The sequence below is a fragment of the Pseudoalteromonas sp. APM04 genome, assembly GCF_022809815.1.
Lineage (GTDB): Bacteria > Pseudomonadota > Gammaproteobacteria > Enterobacterales > Alteromonadaceae > Pseudoalteromonas > Pseudoalteromonas marina.
In genome coordinates this window covers 1,696,450-1,712,168 of record NZ_CP094441.1, presented here as the reverse complement: position 1 = coordinate 1,712,168, position 15,719 = coordinate 1,696,450, and the positions used below count along the sequence as shown (strand labels likewise).

Below are 15,719 nucleotides of genomic sequence, written 5' to 3'. Positions count from 1 at the left end.
TGAGGTTAACTACCCCTTAAACTTAACGTAATTCCTATGGCTATAAAAAACGAACTCTCAATTCTTACCAAAGCTGAGCAGCTTGATCTATATTCTCCGCCGCTATTATCACTTGAACAGCAACGATTGTATTTTACGCCAAACGAGATCGAGTTAACAGAGTCGAAAAGTATTCGCCTAAGGAACCACCGATGTTATTTCATTGCTTTATTAGGGTATTTTAAGTCTAAGCCTGTCATTCTTTCACCTAGCTTTAACCTCATCTTTGACGATATGCAGTTTATTTCAACGCAAGTTCAAGGAGGCAAAGGGATCAGGCCTTTCAGCATAAATAAGATGCAACGTGACCGTATATATCAAAGAATACTGAGGTTATTAAACTATCAGAAATGGGACGAAAGTCTGCACTTTGCGCCGTTGTACGATCATCTTGTTATGGTCGGCAAAGCTTGGCTTGAGCCTCGTTATCTATTCGATGCAGCCGCTGAATCTCTAGCAACGCATAGAATTGCCATCCCTAAATATACTGTCTTACAAAAGCTTATCAGTCGTGTTATCCAACAGGTAAAGAAGGGGTTAAATAATAAGCTTCGTATTCATGTTTCATCTGAACTACACGAATTTCTAAATACTATTATCGATGACAAAGATGGGCTCTCCTTAAGCCAGCTTCGAGCAGGTGCAAAAAGCGTTATGGTGACAGAGCTAAAAAAAGAACTGATTGTTTATCATCAGTTACAGCCTTATACAAGACAGATTGATGATGCTGTTAAGGACTTAGCCTTATCGTCTAAAAACCAACAACACTTCGGTGAAATGGTGGATTATTATGGTAGTAAACTAAAACGCTTTAAGCGTCCACAGCAACACCTATGGTTGCTGTGTTTTCTGACTCAACGCATACGGCAAAGCTTAGAGCGACTGACTGATGGTTTTATTCATCATATCCGGAAACAACAAGAAGCTGCGCATGCGTTTGCCCAACAGGCAGTGTTTGATTCATGGAGGTCAGCTGCGGACAATGTCACCAAAGCTGCAGAATTACTCCATCTGTTTGTTGATGACAGTATCGACGATAATCAACCATTTGCAACGGTTAGGCAACAAGCATTGAGTGTAATGAATAACCAAGACATAGAAACGCTATGCCTGTACTTAAAAAAGCAAAAACGCACAGTAGAAGAATATCAATGGCAATATTATGATGATCAAAACACCTTACTTGAACAGTTATTAAGGCCCGTGTTTCTATGTCTTGAATGCCAAGCAGGTAAAGGCTCAGAAGTATTGGTGACACAGCTCAGAACCACAAAAACAGAACTATTAGCAGGTAATACATTGCAAACAATGGATAGTACACTTATCCAACAAAAACATCGTCCATGGTTACTCAACAACGATGTTGTTCATCCACAGCGATACGAATGGTTGCTTTACCGTCAACTGGCTTCTCGGCTTAATGGTCGAATTTACTTATCAAACGTCACTAAATATCGTGCGCTAGAAGACGACTTAATTGCATCGTCAATACAGTCTGATCTATTGGCATCGTCAACGTTGGAAAAGCTAAAGCAGCCGATTCAGAAGCTACTGCAAGTAAAACAAATACGCTTAGCAACATCCCTAGAAGATGTTGCTCGTCACATTGATAATGGTGATAACCGCAATGTGATCATGAAGAGCCGAAGTGGCGCACGATGGCGACTGCCAGTTAAAGGCTCCCGATCATTTGTCAACAACCCCTTCTTTAAACAGATGATCCCCGTCAGTATTGCTGATGTGTTGCGTTATGTTGAACAAGAAACCAACTTTATGCAATGCTTCGCACACGTGCTGCCAATCCAAAAACAAGTAGGCGCCAATCAGGATGATTTATTGGCTATTCTCATTGCGAATGCGACACATCGTGGCGTATATGGGATGGCACAAATATCTGATCGCAGTTATGAGCATCTAAGCACTATACAAGCTAATTATATTAGGCCTGAAACCTTGCAAGAGGCAAGTGATATCATCAATAACGCAGTAGCGGCACTCCCTATTTTCCGTCACTATCACATCCAAGAAGACGTCCTACACGCCAGTACCGATGGGCAAAAATTTGAAACTCACCTTGAGACTTTTAAAACTCGCTACTCCTCGAAATACTTCGGCACCAACAAAGGTATTACGGCCATGACGTTAGTTGCCAATCATAGTGCGTTAAATGCCCGTATAATAGGATCTAATGAGCATGAGTCCCATTATATTTACGACTTACTACAATCTAATACTAGTGATCTTAAGCCTGACGTACTCTCAACCGACACCCATGGTGTTAATCATGTTAATTATGCCTTATTGGATTTATGCGGTTATAGTTTTGCGCCTAGGTATGCTCAGTTCACCAGTGTGATCAATGACCTATTTAACGTAACTGAAAGCGACGACGGAAATACGCATCTGGCGCTGAAAAAGCCGATAAAAATGAATGTGATTGAGGAAGGCTGGCAGGATATTCAGCGTATTGTGTTATCCCTTCAAGAAAAACGCACAACACAGGCATTGCTAGTACGCAAATTATCTGGTTATCCATCTGGACACCCTATATTACAAGCATTAACGGAATATAATAGGCTCATCAAAGCCCAATATTTACTTGATTATATTGATGATGCAAGTCTGCGCCAATATGTTCAACGAGCACTGAACCGAGGCGAAGCCTGGCATTTCCTCAGGCGAGCCATTGCATCGGTCAATCGTGACCAGTTCCGCGGAAAAAACGAATCAGAAATAGTCGTTTGGAACGAGTGTGCCCGTTTGACGGCAAATGCAATTATTTACTTTAACTCGATGATCCTAAGTCATCTACTACTGCACTTTGAAGACGTTGGTGACGAGGAAAAAGCTGCAATAACTCGACAAGTATCACCCGTTGCATGGCAGAATATTAATCTAAGCGGCACTTATCAGTTCGCTAGTAACCGCAAACTACCTGATTTACAGGAAATAACTAGGCCTATTGTTCAAAATGAAGTCTAAAATGAAAGGTAACCCAGCTCCACAAGCCACTAACTGCTTGGGTTATGGCGATTTATGTTACTTTAGAGGGGAAAATCCCTAGAACCCCATGATGGCCATGATTGGTTTTATCATGATATCAGCACAAGGTTTTGCATCAGTTATGCAAGCGACGGGTGATATACAAAGCTTGGTCAACAGCGGTGCAAGTTTGTTTGATGGAAATAAGCCTATAGCAGCGGCGGTAATTTTATTAGTTGGTTTACTTATCACCATGGGAATTGGAAGCTCTTTTTCAACGGTACCAATTATTGCGACCTTATTTGTTCCTTTATGCCTAGAGCTTGGTTTTTCAGTGATGGCAACAGCTGCTTTAGTTGGTACTGCTGGCGCTTTGGGCGATGCGGGCTCCCCTGCTTCAGATTCAACACTTGGGCCAACATCTGGTTTAAACGCGGATGGTCAGCACGACCATATTTGGGATTCGGTAGTACCAACCTTTATACACTTTAATATTCCACTATTACTATTTGGCTGGATTGCAGCAATGGTACTTTGAGTATCCTAAAACCTTCAATTTAAGAGGCTTATTATGTAATAAGGCTCTTATTCCCTGTTTATCTTTCTTTGACATATATTTTCGATGCTAAGATTAATCTTAAAATAAATATAGTATGATGTGTTCTTATGCGCCTTAAATATAAGCACCAATTCGGGTGCTTATATTTTTATATTAATTTTACTTAAACCCGTTAATCATTTTGGCGCAAACAACAGGTGTTGGCCTATGATTATCATCTACAGCAACAAATGTAAAACTACCGCTTATAGCCGAGTGTTTATCATCTTTGTGCATTGTTTCAAGTAGTATATCAACATCTACTTTTAAGCTAGTGTTACCAACATGCACAACTTTAGCTATTAGTTCAGCAAATGTACCTGCAGGTATTGCTTCTTTAAAGTCTACTCTATCAGACGAAATAGTTACCAAGGGCTTACGGCAAAAACGCGTTGCAGCAATAAATGCAACCTCGTCCATCCATGCTAATGCATCGCCACCAAATAGTGTATTGTGATGATTGGTACGCCCTGGGAATACCGTTTTTGTAACTGATGTTGTTGAATCTTTTATACGCTGAGCAATAATTGCATCGCGATTTACGTCTGTCATAGTCTCTACTTTTTGTTGGCTAACGTATCTTGCATTAATAAGCCTGGATCAAGGCGTTCGCCTTTCCAGTTAAAGCGCCAATCTAAATGCGGGCCTGTAACTCGGCCGGTTGCACCAATTTCAGCAACTTTATTACCTTGTTTAACTTTATCACCCACGTTTACATCTAACTTACTTAAATGTATGTAAGTAGAGGTAATACCATGGCCATGATCTAAAATAAGTGTTCCGCCAGAATAATATAAATCGGGTTCTGCAAAAACAACAGTGCCACCAATTGGCGCATACACTGGCGAACCAGTTTTGTTAGCTATATCTAAACCAAAATGCGCGCGACGTGGTTCACCATTAAAGTAACGCTGGCTGCCATACACACCCGAAATTCGCCCTTGTGCAGGTTTTAATACTGGGTCTAAAAAGTAAGTAAGGTCTGAATTAACAGCACGGGCATTTCTTACCGCAACCGCTTCTCTGCTTATACGTTCACTTACAGATTTAGGCGGAGAAACGTATTTTTTTGCAACACCCGTTATTTTGTCAATGTTGTAATCACGCTTGGTAATAATAAGATTCTGGGTATGCTTTTTGCCATTCGTATCAACCCAGCTAAGAGTATGATTTGCTTTTGCGTCACGACCAAAACCAAATACAAAATCACCATTTTTTGAAAGCTTTAACGGTGTGTCGTTTAAACTAACAGACTCCGCATCGCTAAGCTTTCCTGTAACTAAGCCGCCTTGAGTCAGGTGTCCTTTTAGCTCAACAGCTAACGAATTTACACTAAATGTTGCCAAAACTAACGCAGATAAAAGTGACTTAAGCATAACTAATTGCTCCTTTGCCAACCCCTTCATACGCGGTTATTTTAACATTTTGTTCAGGGTGCTTGGCTTTAACTTGACCTGCAATATACCCCGCAATACATTCAACGGTTGTGTCTATCGGTAAAATATCACAGCGAGTTTCACTAATGGCCATTTCGAAATAGCCTTGAGCTGATGTATAAGCAAAACAAACATCATTATCTCTTGCGCTAATATGCTTTAAGTTTTGCGGTTCTATTTGGTCTTCACTTGTTGCTAGGTATATATCTTCCCACTGCATTGCCCATTCTTTTTGTAAGCGTGGCATGGAGATACCGTCTAGGCTTATACCTATTTGAGAACGATGACCATGAATAATGCGCTGGCAATTACCATCATGTTTTTTAAGACCATGACTATAATGATAATAAAAGCTTTGGCTATGTTCTGGTTTTAACGATAACTCTATTTTTTCTATGTTTGAGGGCAACTTAGGTAAAATAGTATCAACTAAAAATGCAGTTACCGACTCCACATTAATTTCATCGGCATCAATCATACAATAGGCTTGATGCGGTGCACTCATTGCCAAGTGGTGGTTGTCGCCAAAAGTGCAATCTAGTGTTTTGTGCTCATCAAATTCAGTCACTGAACCATTTATGCTATTAGGAATAGCTAAACGGTGATCAATACATTCATCAATAATACCTTTAATTTGTTTTTTAACTAATCCAAAGTCTAACACCATAGACTCGTCGTTAAGTTTACCGTGCAAAGTTAAATCAACAATCCAGCTCTCGCCAACGGCGCCGCGTTTGTTACATAAGTAAGAAAAATCTATCACAGTAAGTGAGTTAACAAAAAGGATCATAAACTTCCTTTAGACTAGTTATAAGACAGCGTTAATTATAATGATTTTTGATTGTAATTGCGCGGTTTTATAAAGCAAAAACCTAACGCATTGTTTGATTGATGATTTAATACTCAATATAGTAGGTATTTAACTGCTCCGAGTTGTTTAGCGTACAAGTGTACGCTAAAGTACGGGCAATTTCTAAGCGAAGATAAAGAGTTATGGAACCTAAAAACAGCTATACAAAAGAAGAATTGATCCTATGTGGTCAAGGTGAAATGTTTGGTGAAGGCAACTGTCGTTTACCTAGCGATAACATGTTAATGATGGACCGCATTACCTCTATAAATGCTGATGGTGGAAGCCACGGTAAAGGTGAAATAATTGCTGAGCTTGATATTGACCCAACCCTTTGGTTTTTTGATTGTCACTTTAAAGGTGACCCAGTTATGCCAGGGTGTTTAGGCCTTGATGCAATGTGGCAACTAGTGGGTTTTTATCTTGGTTGGTCAGGTGGTCCTGGTCTTGGCCGCGCTTTAGGTGTAGGTGAAGTTAAATTTACAGGCCAAATACTTCCAACGTCTAAAAAAGTAACCTACCGCCTTGAAATGAAACGCGTCATTAAACGTAAACTCTTCATGGGTGTTGCAGATGGCACTGTTGAAGTAGACGGCCGCGTAATATATGAAGCCAAAGATTTAAAAGTAGGTTTATTTCAAGACACCACGTCTTTTTAATGGATTTACAATATAAATACAAAAAGGCCTCCAATTTGGAGGCCTTTTTGCTTAAATTTGGGTAATAATTAGGTTTTAAACATATTTCGATTTTCAATTGCCTCTCGCCATCCACCTAACCACTCTGACTTTGGATCTATCTGTTGATAAGGGCATAGCTCTTTAGAACGACCTGCTAAACCTGCTTTGAAACCTTGAGAATGAGCTCTTTCTAAACGATCTCTTTTCTGTCTCTTCATCGGTATTATCCTCACCTTTTTTAGTTATATATTTTGTAGCATAAGTGAAATCTACAATTAATGAATAGTTAATAAAAATGTAAAGTTCAAATAACAAAAACAATTAAATTGTTTGACATTAACTAAGCTGCTGATGCAAAAATGAATTAACATTTAAAGAATCAACCTGGTCATACCACTACAATATACAACTTAAGTATCTATCTAAAAACATTAATTACTAAGTCGCACAATTTGTGTATCAACCATAATTATTGACTAATAAAAATAACTGAAGTTCAAACAAAAATGTAATGCATAAAATAATTTTAAACAGATGAATTTAGTACTTGCACATTAAAAGCCGATCGGTCTAATATGTAGGTATGAACAAAAATAATACAGTATCTCCACGACGTGGCCGTCCTCCTAAAATAGCCAGAGATAACGCCGATACTAAAGCGTTACTTATACGCACGGGTTTAGAAACGTTAACAGAGTTTGGCTTTAGTGCCACAGGACTCGATACAATATTAAAAAAAGCCTCAGTACCTAAAGGTTCCTTTTACCATTACTTTAAAAGTAAAGAAGCCTATGGCATTGCGTTGGTTGACGCCTACGACAGTTACTTTATTGCAAAGCTAAACCATTACCTCGATCAACAAAATATCCCCCCACTGGAACGCATAGTAAACTTTACACAAAGTGCCATTAAAGGCATGAGTAAGTACGATTATAAACGCGGTTGCTTAGTCGGTAATTTAAACCAAGAATTAAATCACTTAAGCGATGAATTTAAAAATCGCTTAATGCAAAGCTACACAGCTTGGCAAATACAAATTGAAAACTGTTTAAATCAAGCTAAACAGCAAGGCACTATTTCTAAAACTGTAAATACACAATTAATGAGCGAGTACTTTTGGATTGGTTGGGAAGGCGCAGTAATGCGAGCAAAACTTACCAAGTCAAGCACACCGCTTACGCTATACACTGAAATGTTTTTACGTGCATTACTTACATAATGCATTTTTATTTACCATTTAAAAGACGATCGGTCTAAAAGGATATGATATGAATAACCCAATTAAAGCCATTGTTATTAATAAAGAAGATAGTAACTACAGCGCTTCTTTATTACAGCTTAAAGAAAGTGATTTACCTGACGAAAATACCACAATAAATGTGTTGTACAGCACATTAAACTATAAAGACGGTCTAGCCGTTACAGGTAAAGGCCCGGTAGTGAGAACCTTTCCGATGGTGCCCGGTATAGATTTAGTAGGCACTGTAACAACCTCCACCAGCGATGAATTTAAAAATGGCGATCATGTTATTTTAAATGGTTTTGGTGTTGGCGAAAAACATTGGGGCGGCCTTGCACAAAAAGCAGCGCTAAATAGTGACTGGTTAATTCCCCTACCCGCTGCTATTAGTCCAAAACAAGCAATGCAAATTGGGACTGCCGGTTATACCGCTATGTTGAGCGTTATAGCACTCGAAAAACAAGGAGTTAAACCTAACGATGGTGAAATTTTAGTTACAGGTGCAAACGGTGGTGTTGGCAGTTTCGCTATTTATTTATTAAGTCAGCTCGGCTATAACGTAACCGCCGCCACAGGACGAGTAGATCAAAGCGAGTACTTAAAAGAGCTTGGTGCATCTCAAATAATTAACAGAGATGAGTTATCAAACCCGGGGAAACCGCTTCAAAAAGAACGTTTTGCTGCAGCTATAGATTCTGTTGGCAGCCATACGCTTGCAAATATTTGTGCGTCGCTTAAATACGGTGGTGTTGTCACTGCATGTGGTTTAGCCCAGGGCATGGATTTACCCGCATCAGTTGCGCCCTTTATTTTACGAGGTGTTTCACTTATCGGAATCGATAGTGTTATGCGACCAAAAGCAGACAGAATTGAAGCATGGGAAAGACTATCTACATTAATAAAAGCTGACTATTTAGATAAAATTTCAACAGAAATTACACTCGAGCAAGTAATTGAAAACGCCGAGCAACTCATGGAAGGTAAAATTCGTGGCCGCGTTGTAGTTAATTGCCAAGGTTAGGCTATTTACACTATTAAAGCCTCGTTATTAAATTTATAATACACTTTGTATTTTAATAACGAGGCAACACCTATGAGCAACCAAGAACTTTTCAGTAATAATCCACTGCAAGGCGTAAAATTAGAACAAGTGGTTGAAGAGCTGGTTGAGCAATACGGGTGGGAACTCCTGCACGCTTACTTGCAGCTTAATTGTTTTAAAAATAATCCGGATATTAAATCTGCTGTAAAATTTTTACGTAAAACCCAATGGGCACAAGAAAAGGTAGAAAATTTTTACCTATACCGCCTTAAAAACTTGCCTAAACCAGATGATGTTCAGTACGAGTTACCACCGCGTGATCGTGTTATACCGGCCGATCATAAACCAGGTGAACCTTGTGAACTAAGCTTTAGTGACGCAAAACGCATTCAAGCTAAAAAAGCCACTAAACAACGTGCTCGAGAGCGCAAACAACGGTCTAATCCAAGTAACCCTTGGGGTAATTAAGAGTGAGTTTAAAAGCCAATTTTTATTGGCTTTTTTTATGCCTTGTCTTAACTAGTTCTTAGCGTTGCAGCACAATAACTATGTAAACCGAATAAGTTAGCTTATTTAAACCTATGTTGCCGTTGTGCCTAGGAACTAGTACCCGCGCTTTTTCCAAAAATCTACTTCTGTTTGTTGCGCTTCTAATGCAACATTAAATGTTTTATCTGCAATTATTTTATTATTAAGCGTTAAAGTCATTCGCCATGGGCCTAGCTTATTGCCAATAGGCTCCCACAATGTATCGCCAAGATAAAAGTGCCAATCGTTATCTTTAATGTATTCAACGCCTTCAAAAGGCGGCATAACATCCCCCTCTTCGTTAGGTATGTCTGGATGGTAAATACAAAAATACAGTTTTTCACCTTTGGCTTTTTTTATATTTACTATCAGCCCAAATTCTACGTCTATTTCAGCAATCACATCAGTAGTAAATTGCTCAATTTGTGGAAGAGCCTTGCTACTACTATCCCAAGTTGAATAAATACCATAACTCTGGAGCGTAAAGCTGGGTTTTAACTTTGCCATTTATCCAACCTGTACTTACTTATATACCAAAATTTTATAATAAACCGTTGGTTTAGTCTTATATAAAAGTTTACTTACATAATTTTCATTTATATTTGCACATTGCTTGCACAATTACAGAATAATATTTTGATCTCTTTATCAGTGAGTTCAAAGTTATGAGTACATCCCTAGTAAATAGTATTTCTAAAAATTCAGTTGCACAATTTAAACTAATTGTGGGCTTTACTGCAATCTCATCACTTTTTGCATGCGGTGGTTCTGAGCAAAGCACTTCAATAAGCGACGTAATAACTGATAGCACAATAGCTGACGGTTCAAATATTGATGCAAATGGTTCTACATACAATGTTTTATGTGAGTACGCTTACAACGAATACAACAACGCTGACTCTGTGCAAACAACAAGCTCAGCTGACTGGACATGCACAGGCACAACGCGTGACATCATTGCTAATGGAATTCCTGACCACGACGTAGGCACTTTTCCTAATCCGGCTAACCCCAATACCATCGCAGAACAATCAGTAAATGAAAGCTTTACATTAACACCGGTTCAATCGTCATCCGCTACAATGATGGGCGGCCCTCGCGGTATAACAGGGCTTGTTTTAAATGGCGTTAAAATTGATGCCGGCACAGGTGGTAGCTGTGATGACTCAGGTGAAAATTGCGACCTAGGCGATAATAGCGGCAACTGGAATATAGAAGCTTTAAGCCAAACTACATTTAGTTTTGGCACAGATGCAAACAATGCCCATGTGCAACCAGATGGGACGTATCATTACCATGGAATGCCCGAAGGGTTTATAACAATGCAAGGCGGTAATGAAACAACCATGACACTAATCGGCTGGGCTGCAGATGGCTTTCCTATTTATGCACGTTATGGCTACTCAGATCCAACCGACGCCACTTCTGAACTCGTTGCAATGACAGGAAGTTACCAACACGTTACCACAGTCAATACAAACAGACCTTCTACCGACATATACCCTTTAGGAACATTTGCACAAGACTGGGAATACGTTGCAGGTTCAGGCGATTTAGATGAATGCAATGGCCGTATTGGCGTAACACCGGAATTTCCAGATGGTATTTATCACTACTATGCAACTTACACTTACCCGTTTTTTCAGCGTTGTGTAAAAGGAGAGCTTTAAGTTATGCGCCTTTCAAAATTAATACATAACATTTGGGTAATTATTATCGCTTTTTGTATATCTCAAAAAACACATGCTCACTTAATAGTTGCACAACATGGCACTCTTAATGTTGTTGAAGAGCACGTGTTTGTTGTGCTGTCGCTTCCTGCGTCGTCATTGTTAGGCGTTGACGAAAACAACGATGGGACACTTTCACTCACTGAATTTAATAAATACCGTAATCACATTAGTAAACAGGTTAAAAAGCACGTGTATTTGTCTGATCAGCAATATCGCTTTTCGATTGAAGGGCTGTTATTACATCCAGAAATGGCGCACAGCGGTAACAATACATTTGTTGATCAAATTACCATTACCGGCAGATTCACACCTCTAATGACAAACAATATAAAATTCAATATTAATTTATTTGCCAATAACCGTAGTAAACAAACTTATAAAATTACCGCTACCAATAAACAGCAACAGCTTATTCATCAATTTGAGCTAGAGCCATTGTCTCCGCATAGTGAGTTATTTTAAAGTATTAGGCTGATTTACCAAGCCAAATAAACCCATTACAAAAGCTGACACGTTATACGCGTTTTGGGTTTTTAGGAAAGAATTGCTCAGCTTGTTGTGCACACAAATCAAACTCTCGTGTATTTTTATAGGGTAGCTTCATAAAGCCCGCAACGCCCACATCGGTAATGTTTACAGCATATTGCATTAGTTTATTTAACAAACGTTTAAATTCGGCCTCTTTTGTCGAGTCGAGTAGCCTGTAGTAGTGGTGAATTTTCATTCTGTCGGGCAAGGCTTCAAAAATAATACAACCAGTATGGTGTATTTGGTTTAGCTCAAATACACATTTAATAACTTTTTTAGGAAGCTGTAATTGCTCATCGGGATCTTTACCATCTTCAAAGTATGAATGTGGTCGGGTTATTTCGTTAGCTTTAACACTCACAACTTCATAATCTAGCTCAGGAAGACTATCAAACTTAAATGCACCGGTGCCATCTCGCTCTAATTGAATGGTTTTACGTGCATCAAATAAACAACATTTAAATAGCCCTTTTTGGTTAATTGCTTGGGCTAACATCACTGTATTGTTTATTGAATCTGTAAATGCTTTGCCTAGTGACTCATCGTGCATTATTAATGACGACTCAATAAACAACGATTCATCTTTCCAATGAAAACTAAGCCCTCCTACGGCTGGGTATTTCGCAAGCCGGCTTATGGAGGCCAAAAATGCTTTTTCAGTGTCACCAGTATCAAATAAAAATTCTTTGTAGTATCGGTCTAACTGGGCATCATTTACATCTAGTAACTGTTGGTTGTGGTCAGCTTGGCGTAAAAACTGTTTACGCGAGCTATAAACTACAGTATCTGGCGCTTCATCGGTACCGTACCAAAACGGGATGGCGGCTTTTTGCTGTGTTAATTTAAGATCGGGTAAATACGCTTTTGCCATTGTTGGTATATTACGTATAAAGTAATCGCCTGCAGCATCACGTACTGTTTTACTTTTACTGAGCATGCCATCTATAACGTTAGCGAGCTCTATAGGTAGCCCTAAAGAAATTGCAGGAATAGCCTGCGCACCAAATCGGCAAGACTGTGCAGACGCTAATGCATATAAAGTTGCTGCAACACCTTGCTCATCAAACCGCGGGGATGATTGCTCACCCGACATTTGCGCTTCGCCTATAAAGTACACATCTCCCATACGTGCATTGGTCGTGCTTAAATCTCCCGACATTAAATCCATAAAGTTACTGGCTACGGGCTCACCGTTACTGTGTAATTGGGCATATACTGAACTCCCCCAATCAACTAAAGATAAAGCGTCTGTTTGCGCATCCCACACCAAATTTGAAGGTTTTATATCTCCATGCACAATTGGTTGAGCACTTAAGCCATTTTTGTGGTTACTTAAATCAAGTAACACATTACGTAATTTAACGGCTAATGCCATTATTTTAGCTGCGCTAAATCGCCCCTCTTTAAGCGACACTTTTTCAAGGTCTTCTCCCATGGCGCGCGCCATCATTAATATGCCCTGCTTTTTAATGCGCTCAAACGCATAAAATTTAGGCACAAGCGGATTATTAATTTGTGAAAGCATATACGCTTCGTCTTCAAGACGGTCACGTACACTTTGAGCAAGCGTAATCCGTGAAAACTTAAACACCCAAGGCAAGCCTTTGTCGTCTTCACCTGCAAATACAAACCCAAATGCACCTGAGCCAATCATTTCTACATTTTTATAACCAAGCAAAGTAAGTTGTTTAATACAAATATTAAGCCACTGGCGATGTTTTTTAGCATCACGATGCGACAGCAAATATACGGATTGCTCTTCGTTAATGTAAAAATTTCGAATTTCTTTGGCTTTCAATACAGGCTCTCTAATTATGTGATTACTGGTAAGTTTTAACACTCTGATTATTAGTTTTATATAACGACATTACAATAGCACCAATATAGTTTTTAAACTTAAGCCCTATTTGAATAATAAAACACTCAATGTTGCATCCAAAAGGTTTACTTAGTCGTTTTAATTTAAACAGCACTGAATAGTAAACATAATAGATAGGACTTTAAGGATGAAAACATTAGCAATTTTAACTATCGGCACATTATATAGCGGTTATGTACATGCCAATATAGAAAAGCTCACTGTATATGGGCACCGTGATGGTTTAATTGGCGAATCAATCAGTGCCTCTAGCGGCATTATTGGCCAAGGTGAAATTGAGCAGCGCCCAATGCTAAGAAGCGCTGAAATGTTAGAGCTCATTCCGGGGATGGCGGTTACTCAACACAGTGGCTCAGGTAAAGCAAACCAATACTTTATTAGAGGATTTAACTTAGACCATGGGACCGACTTTGCCACAAGTATCGATGGTATGCCTATCAACATGCGTAGCCACGGACACGGCCAAGGTTACACCGATCTAAACTTTATAATTCCCGAATCTATTTCTACCATTAACTATCAAAAGGGGTCATATAGCGCAAGCCAAGGTGATTTTTCAAGTGCTGGTAGTGCACAGTTTAAACTGGTTGATAATGTTAAACATCAGCAAATAGAACTAAGTATTGGTGAAGATAACTATAAACGCGCGGTAGTACTTGGCTCAACTAACCTTAAAAAAGGTAAACTTATTGCGGCTGCTGAGTGGCAAGGCTACGACGGCCCTTGGGATGACATAAACGAAGACGTGAATAAAAAAAATGCCCTACTACGCTATGTTGGTAAAGCATTTAATGGTGACCTATCAATAAGCGCAATGGCATACGACAACACATGGAACTCAGCCGATCAAATTCCACAACGTGCTGTTTCGCAAAACTTAATAACACAATTAGGCTCGCTCGACACTACCCTTGGCGGCAGCTCTAGCCGTTATAGTTTATCGGGTAATTGGCAAGGGGAGCATTTGAAAGCCAGCGCTTATGTAATAAATTACGATTTAAACCTATATTCTAATTTCAGTTATTTTTTAAATGACCCAATTAATGGCGATCAGTTTAATCAGCAAGATAGCCGTAATATTTATGGCACCACTTTAAGTTATCAGTTTGAAACTAAAACCTCAGGCATAAACATGCAACACACTGCAGGGCTTGAGCTTAAACACGACGATATAGATAACGTTGGACTTTATAACACTAAAGCCAGAGAGCAGCTAAGCACTGTAAGGCAAGATGCACTCAAGCAAACGAGTTATTCAAGCTTTTGGGAGTCTAAACTTTTATTTACCCCAAAACTAGAAGCAACAGCAGGTGTAAGGTACGACTATTTTGATACAAATGTAACCAGTATTACCGCCGTAAACTCAGGTAAAGCAAGTGACGATTTAATCAGTTTTAAAGCAAGCTTAAATTATCGCTTTACTCAATTGCTAGCTGCCTATGCAAATTGGGGGCAATCTTTTCACTCTAACGATGCGCGCGGCTCCACAATAAATATCGATCCAGTAACAGGTGATCAAGCCGAACGAGTCGATCTATTAGTAAAAAGTGAAGGCGCTGAAATTGGATTACGATTTGCTGATGAAAAAAAATATAATATGTCAGCTGCGCTCTGGTGGTTAAAACTCGACTCAGAACTATTGTTTGTAGGAGATGCAGGTAATACAGAGCCAAGTGATGCGTCTAAGCGTTATGGTTTAGAAATGAGTGCCTATTACTGGATTAACGACCAATTTAATATTGATTTAGAAGCCTCGTTTACACATTCTCGCTTAGATATAAATGACAATAACAATTACATAGAAGGCGCTGTACCCGTTGTAGCAAGTACAGGTTTAAATTGGCATTTAAGTAAACAATGGCAATCATCGATCAGGGTACGCCATATTGGTAAACGCACATTAACAGACGACGGTCATAAGCGCTCAAACCCGCTAACCGTAGTTAATAGCTCTGTGACCTATAAGCAAACCCATTGGAAAGTAGACTTTGAATTACTTAACTTGTTTAACAGTACAGACCACGATATAGATTACTATTATGCATCGCGTTTAGCCGGTGAGCCCGCTCAAGGCGTTGAAGATAATCATTTTCACCCTATTGAGCCCAGAACTGCACGCCTAACACTTAGTTTATTGTTTTAGTATTTATTAACGCAACAGCTATACTGTATATAAATACAGTA

Annotated in this window: 14 protein-coding genes and 1 pseudogene; 9 read left to right on the top strand and 6 right to left on the bottom strand. The window is 39.2% G+C overall.

Features of this window, described 5'->3' with window-relative positions:
* Positions 1-36: 36 nt before the first annotated feature.
* Positions 37-3,021, top strand: coding sequence for a Tn3 family transposase (locus MTP24_RS08020; RefSeq protein WP_243530463.1), 2,985 nt, complete (start codon positions 37-39; stop codon positions 3,019-3,021).
* Positions 3,022-3,109: 88 nt separating this feature from the next.
* Positions 3,110-3,559: pseudogene (locus MTP24_RS08015) on the top strand (Na+/H+ antiporter NhaC family protein); the annotation flags it as partial.
* A 180-nt stretch (positions 3,560-3,739) separates the two neighbouring features.
* Here MTP24_RS08015 and MTP24_RS08010 read toward each other — a convergent pair.
* Genes MTP24_RS08010 through MTP24_RS08000 form a run of 3 tightly spaced genes read right to left on the bottom strand, consistent with a single transcriptional unit; the run spans position 3,740 to position 5,845 of the window.
* Positions 3,740-4,171 (bottom strand): acyl-CoA thioesterase, encoded by a 432-nt coding sequence (locus MTP24_RS08010; protein WP_006792940.1) that lies wholly within the window; start codon positions 4,169-4,171, stop codon positions 3,740-3,742.
* A gap of 5 nt (positions 4,172-4,176) precedes the next feature.
* A complete protein-coding gene (locus MTP24_RS08005) occupies positions 4,177-4,995 on the bottom strand; it encodes a M23 family metallopeptidase (protein ID WP_243533643.1) in 819 nt (272 codons plus the stop codon).
* A complete protein-coding gene (locus tag MTP24_RS08000) occupies positions 4,988-5,845 on the bottom strand; it encodes a 6-carboxytetrahydropterin synthase (protein ID WP_039036962.1) in 858 nt (285 codons plus the stop codon). Before MTP24_RS08000 ends, MTP24_RS08005 begins: the two co-directional genes overlap by 8 nt.
* A gap of 203 nt (positions 5,846-6,048) precedes the next feature.
* Here MTP24_RS08000 and fabA point away from each other — a divergent pair, with 203 nt between their 5' ends.
* Positions 6,049-6,564, top strand: coding sequence for a bifunctional 3-hydroxydecanoyl-ACP dehydratase/trans-2-decenoyl-ACP isomerase (fabA, locus tag MTP24_RS07995; RefSeq protein ID WP_006792937.1), 516 nt, complete (start codon positions 6,049-6,051; stop codon positions 6,562-6,564).
* 68 nt (positions 6,565-6,632) lie between these two features.
* Here fabA and rmf read toward each other — a convergent pair whose 3' ends face one another.
* Positions 6,633-6,803 carry a ribosome modulation factor gene (gene rmf / locus MTP24_RS07990; protein ID WP_243533642.1) on the bottom strand — a complete coding sequence of 57 codons (171 nt, stop codon included), beginning with the start codon at positions 6,801-6,803 and terminating at the stop codon, positions 6,633-6,635.
* Positions 6,804-7,168: 365 nt separating this feature from the next.
* On the opposite strand from rmf, the gene MTP24_RS07985 reads away from it, so the two are divergent.
* The 3 genes from MTP24_RS07985 to MTP24_RS07975 all read left to right on the top strand — a co-directional run bounded on the left by MTP24_RS07985 (position 7,169) and on the right by MTP24_RS07975 (position 9,335).
* A complete protein-coding gene (locus MTP24_RS07985; RefSeq protein WP_243533639.1) occupies positions 7,169-7,804 on the top strand; it encodes a TetR/AcrR family transcriptional regulator in 636 nt (211 codons plus the stop codon).
* 49 nt (positions 7,805-7,853) lie between these two features.
* Complete coding sequence (locus tag MTP24_RS07980; RefSeq protein ID WP_243533637.1) at positions 7,854-8,846, top strand: MDR family oxidoreductase; 993 nt, start codon at positions 7,854-7,856, stop codon at positions 8,844-8,846.
* 72 nt (positions 8,847-8,918) lie between these two features.
* A complete protein-coding gene (locus tag MTP24_RS07975; protein WP_006792934.1) occupies positions 8,919-9,335 on the top strand; it encodes a VF530 family protein in 417 nt (138 codons plus the stop codon).
* 135 nt (positions 9,336-9,470) lie between these two features.
* Here MTP24_RS07975 and MTP24_RS07970 read toward each other — a convergent pair whose 3' ends face one another.
* Positions 9,471-9,902 carry a DUF3859 domain-containing protein gene (locus MTP24_RS07970; protein WP_243533635.1) on the bottom strand — a complete coding sequence of 144 codons (432 nt, stop codon included), beginning with the start codon at positions 9,900-9,902 and terminating at the stop codon, positions 9,471-9,473.
* A 158-nt stretch (positions 9,903-10,060) separates the two neighbouring features.
* On the opposite strand from MTP24_RS07970, the gene MTP24_RS07965 reads away from it, so the two are divergent.
* Both MTP24_RS07965 and MTP24_RS07960 read left to right on the top strand, forming a co-directional pair.
* On the top strand, positions 10,061-11,065 hold the full coding sequence (locus tag MTP24_RS07965; protein ID WP_243533633.1) for a YHYH protein: 1,005 nt from the start codon (positions 10,061-10,063) through the stop codon (positions 11,063-11,065).
* A gap of 3 nt (positions 11,066-11,068) precedes the next feature.
* A complete protein-coding gene (locus MTP24_RS07960; RefSeq protein ID WP_243533631.1) occupies positions 11,069-11,590 on the top strand; it encodes a hypothetical protein in 522 nt (173 codons plus the stop codon).
* 52 nt (positions 11,591-11,642) lie between these two features.
* Here MTP24_RS07960 and MTP24_RS07955 read toward each other — a convergent pair whose 3' ends face one another.
* Positions 11,643-13,454, bottom strand: a complete 1,812-nt coding sequence (locus MTP24_RS07955; RefSeq protein ID WP_203987145.1) for a serine/threonine protein kinase — start codon at positions 13,452-13,454, stop codon at positions 11,643-11,645.
* Positions 13,455-13,662: 208 nt separating this feature from the next.
* Between MTP24_RS07955 and MTP24_RS07950 the strand changes: the two genes are divergently transcribed.
* Positions 13,663-15,678 carry a TonB-dependent receptor gene (locus MTP24_RS07950; RefSeq protein ID WP_243533629.1) on the top strand — a complete coding sequence of 672 codons (2,016 nt, stop codon included), beginning with the start codon at positions 13,663-13,665 and terminating at the stop codon, positions 15,676-15,678.
* Positions 15,679-15,719 lie beyond the last annotated feature (41 nt).